Consider the following 3807-nt stretch of genomic DNA (forward strand, 5'->3'; position numbering starts at 1 on the left):
ACGCCACTCCCGCAACTACCTGGCCTTTCTCGGTCTCGCCGCCGCCCTGTGCTGCTACAAGCGACTCGTCCGCCTCACCACATAGGACACCGTCTTAATCCATGCGTCAGGCCGACTACCCAGCTGACGGGGGACGTTCGAAAGAGCTGACTGCCCGGCGCTCACTCACACGTCCATGATCCTGCGCCCGCTTCATGAGCGTTTTACGGCACCAACTTGTTCAGTCGCTTCGGTCGCTGAAACGCCCAGGCGCTGTCGCGGGGTAAGAGGTGAAGTTGGGGATGATCGTGTCTTGGGACGCTGTTCGTGGAGCCTCTGGCGCCCGCGCGGGCATGGGTCAGCTGTCAATTGGGCCGTGGTGCTTGTCTATTCGTGCGGGGATGCGGAATGGGCTATGTCACGAAACGTGTTCGGCCTCCTTCGAAACCGGATGGCCGACTGCCTGTTGATACCGGCCCGACGGATTCTTGGCGGGGGAGCGGCGGGCCGCTGTTCTCCCTTTCGACATGTGCACCAGGCGCGTCACCCCTACTCCTGTCGGCCCGGGAGCCGAGAATCGTACCCTGGAGCAGCTGAGGCAGGATGCGGACGGGCGGTGGCGGCGCCTGGGACGCAACGGTGAGCAGACGCTGATCGCCGCGTTCGATACTGGCGCCAGGCCGAGCTATGTCGGCGCGGAGAGGCGCGCCCACGGGCAGCGGAACAAAAGGCGCGACGCCCGTCGTTGTGCTGCGCACTTGCCCTGCCAACCCGCCGGGTGGCGCACCTGTCCGCGGCGCTGCCACCAGCGGCGTATGGACTCCACCGCGAACTCGGCGGTGTCGTGGTCGGTCCCGACGTTGACCCAGCCGGTGTTGGTGGCGATGTCGTAGGTCCCATACGGAATGGCGACGGGCTGGTCGCTGGTGGTGAAGGTGTGGCAGTCGACTTCGATCGGGTCCTTGGCCGGCCGCCAGGTGCGGCCGGCCGGTCTCGGTTGCCGAGCCATTCCTTGGCCTTGGTGTCGACGCTGATCACCGACTGTTCGTCGTCGAGGAAGGCGGTGGCCGTGGCGTTCAGGTGGGCGAACTGGGTGTCGCGGTCCGGATGGCTGGCGCCCTCGGTGGTCTCGACGGTGCCCTGCAGGCTATAGCCGAGGCCGTGCAGCAGGCGCCCGACGGTTGCGGCACTGACCGGATGGCCCTGTGACTTCAGAGTCGGGGCCAGGGTCCGCAGCGACAAGGTGGTCCATCGCAACGGGGAGACGGGATCACCCCGGGTCTGCGGCTCGATCAGCGCCTCCAGAGCCGCCAGCAGGCCGGGGTCGGTGACGGTCAACGGCTTGCGGCCAGCTCCCGCAGCCCGGACCCTCTGCGTCAGCACCGGGTCCCCGGCCAACTCGGTGACGCCACGCGAGATGGTGGCGGAACTGGTCCCGGAGGCGGCAGCAACCAGAGTGATCCCGCCGTGGCCGATGGCCGCGGCCTCGCTGGCCAGGTAGAGCCGACGGCGGCGCTCGTCGAGATGCGGCAGGATCCGATCGAACTTGGCCCGTGAGGCGGTGACGGGCGGACGCACGGTCATGATCCACCGTCCCACCAACTCCGCCTGAACAAGCACTAATTGAAATACAAGCCCCCGCAGTACCTGAGTACTGCAGTTGCACCCCGGCAGACCGCGCTCCCTTCTTCAAAGAGCCCGTGTCGTCCACGACCAGGACGGCGCCCGGGGTCGCCGAGGTTGTCCATGACCTACTGACACACGTCGTCGAACACCTCATCGGCGTCCCACTCGATCCAGTTCAGCATCCGGAGGATGCGGTCCGGGCCCACATGTCCGGCTTCTTCTGCCAGCGTCCAGCCGTTTCTTCCGCTGCAGCGGAGCGATCAATCCCCGCATACAAGCCATAGCTGACTCCGAGGCTCCGACCTGCTGAAACGGTGCAAGAACCGCTGATGGACAGCGTCCAGTCCACGCGTCACAACCTGACATCAGCAAGGTCCCCACCCACAACCCCACCAAAGACTGGCCTGGCCATCAACCACGGCAAGCACCGTTGCAGTACTGACGCAGACGGAGCAAACCATGTTGGGACAAGGTCATCGAGTCATCTCATTTCAGTGGGCTTCGCCGCTCAGCAGGTTGCACGATGGCCGCCCGAGAGCCAGGGACTATGCGGTGATAACTGCTGTACCACTCGACAAGACGCCATCGATCAGACCAAGGATGATGGCCATCGAGAGGACTCTGCTTCCCAGGGGCCTCCAGTGCGAAAGGACATACCTATGCGAGGCAAGCAAGCGATCGGCGCGGGGGTTATGGCACTGGCCCTGTTATCCGGAGCCGGCTGGACTGCCCAGGCCGCCACCAGCGAGACCGCCACCGGACAGGCTGCAGCGGCAAAGGCACCGGCACCGGCCCTGCACGGTTACCAGATCGTCAGGCTTCCCAACGCCAACGTGCTGAACTTCCAGCGCCGGACTGTCTCCTGCCCCGCGGGAAAGAGGGTCGTCGGCGGCGGCGCCCAAGCCCGGGGCAAGAGCGCGATCCTGGTCGGCAGCTTCCCCACGAAGGACGGGACCGGCTGGATCGGACTCGGCCGGCAGGACGGCTACTCCACCGTCGGCATCAGCGTGTATGCGATCTGCGCCAGCGTCGAGCAGCAGCCGCAGACTGACGGTTTCCCCGGCACGATCACCACGCTCCCCGTTCAGCACGTGGTGGATGAGTACGTGCAACCGATGACGCCTGGTACACACCCCCATGTGGTTCGCAGGTACTACCCAGGAGCTCGTGTAACCGTTCTCTGCTCCCAGCAGGTGGACATGGGTACTTGGACTGCGCTGTGGTATCGACTTGATGACGGGGGATACGTCAGCTCGAACAACGTGTCCGGCGTGGATCGACGCCAAGTCCCCATCTGCTCGTAATACTCGGAGGGGTGTGGTCGCAATGAGGTAGAGCTGAGACCTTGACGGATGGTTAGGGAGCCGATCACCTTCCCCGTGGCGACCTCCAGGGCCGCGAGCAAGGTGGTGGTGCCGACGCGGACGCAGTCGCAGTGGCTCCTCGCGCACGCGCGCTTCCATCTCCACTTCGCACCGACGAGTTCGTCCTGGCTGTACCTCGTGGAGCGGTGGTTCACCAAGCTGACGCAGAAGAATCTCAAGCGCGGTGTCCACCGCTCTGTCCAGGCCCTCGAAGGCGACATCCGGACCTGGCTCGCCGACTGGAACGAGCATCCCAGGCAGTTCGTATGGACCAAGACTGCCGACGAGATCCTCGACAAAGTCGCCGCCTAATGCCAGCGAATCTCTGACTCAGCAATAGGAGTTCACTGGGCCGTACCTGCCAATCGGCGAGTACGGCCCGTATCCCGAGCGGCTGCGGCAGCAGTTCGAAGAGTGTTGCCAAGTCCCCTGCGGGGGGTGGATGACCTGGAGTTGATCGACTTGGGAGGGCCGGTACGTGGATGCCTGCCGTCATACAAAGGCATCCGGTTCCGGCCGGAGGCGATCGCGCATGGCAATCTCCCGGAAGCGGAAGCGACTTCTCTGTGCGGCCCGGACCGATGAACGGGTTTCGCTGGCTTTCTAGTTGACGAGCCGTTCGAACTCCACCGGAGGCAGGCTGCCTGCGGTGATGTGCCTGCGGCGCGTGTTGTAGAAGCCCGCAATCCACGTGGCGATCTTCTCGGATCTCGCCGAGTTCACAGACGATGTCTTCGCATACCTGGAGCCTTTTCAACGGTGAGCCTCCAGGGTGAGGATGGCCTTTGTGGTTGACGTGAGTGCGTTCGGGCTGAGTCTGGCCTTGCGGAGGATCCGC

General features: G+C 64.6%; 1 protein-coding gene and 3 pseudogenes. 2 read left to right on the top strand and 2 right to left on the bottom strand.

The genetic code is table 11. From position 1 onward, the window contains the following. Positions 1-766 precede the first annotated feature (766 nt). Both ABZ624_RS42300 and ABZ624_RS42305 read right to left on the bottom strand, forming a co-directional pair. Positions 767-1563: pseudogene (locus tag ABZ624_RS42300) on the bottom strand (ISAzo13 family transposase); the annotation flags it as partial. 52 nt (positions 1564-1615) lie between these two features. Beyond that, positions 1616-1990, bottom strand: a pseudogene (locus tag ABZ624_RS42305) (transposase); the annotation flags it as partial. Positions 1991-2264: 274 nt separating this feature from the next. Between ABZ624_RS42305 and ABZ624_RS42310 the strand changes: the two are divergent. Both ABZ624_RS42310 and ABZ624_RS42315 read left to right on the top strand, forming a co-directional pair. Next, positions 2265-2909, top strand: coding sequence for a hypothetical protein (locus ABZ624_RS42310; protein ID WP_360100960.1), 645 nt, complete (start codon positions 2265-2267; stop codon positions 2907-2909). 132 nt (positions 2910-3041) lie between these two features. Then, positions 3042-3281: pseudogene (locus ABZ624_RS42315) on the top strand (IS630 family transposase); the annotation flags it as partial. Positions 3282-3807 lie beyond the last annotated feature (526 nt).

Source organism: Streptomyces sp. NPDC007205, assembly GCF_040634095.1.
Classification (GTDB): domain Bacteria; phylum Actinomycetota; class Actinomycetes; order Streptomycetales; family Streptomycetaceae; genus Streptomyces.

Coding starts and splice junctions, on each gene's coding strand:
- ABZ624_RS42310 (WP_360100960.1), top strand. CDS start 2,265: ATGCGAGGCAAGCAAGCGATCGGCGCGGGGGTTATGGCACTGGCCCTG.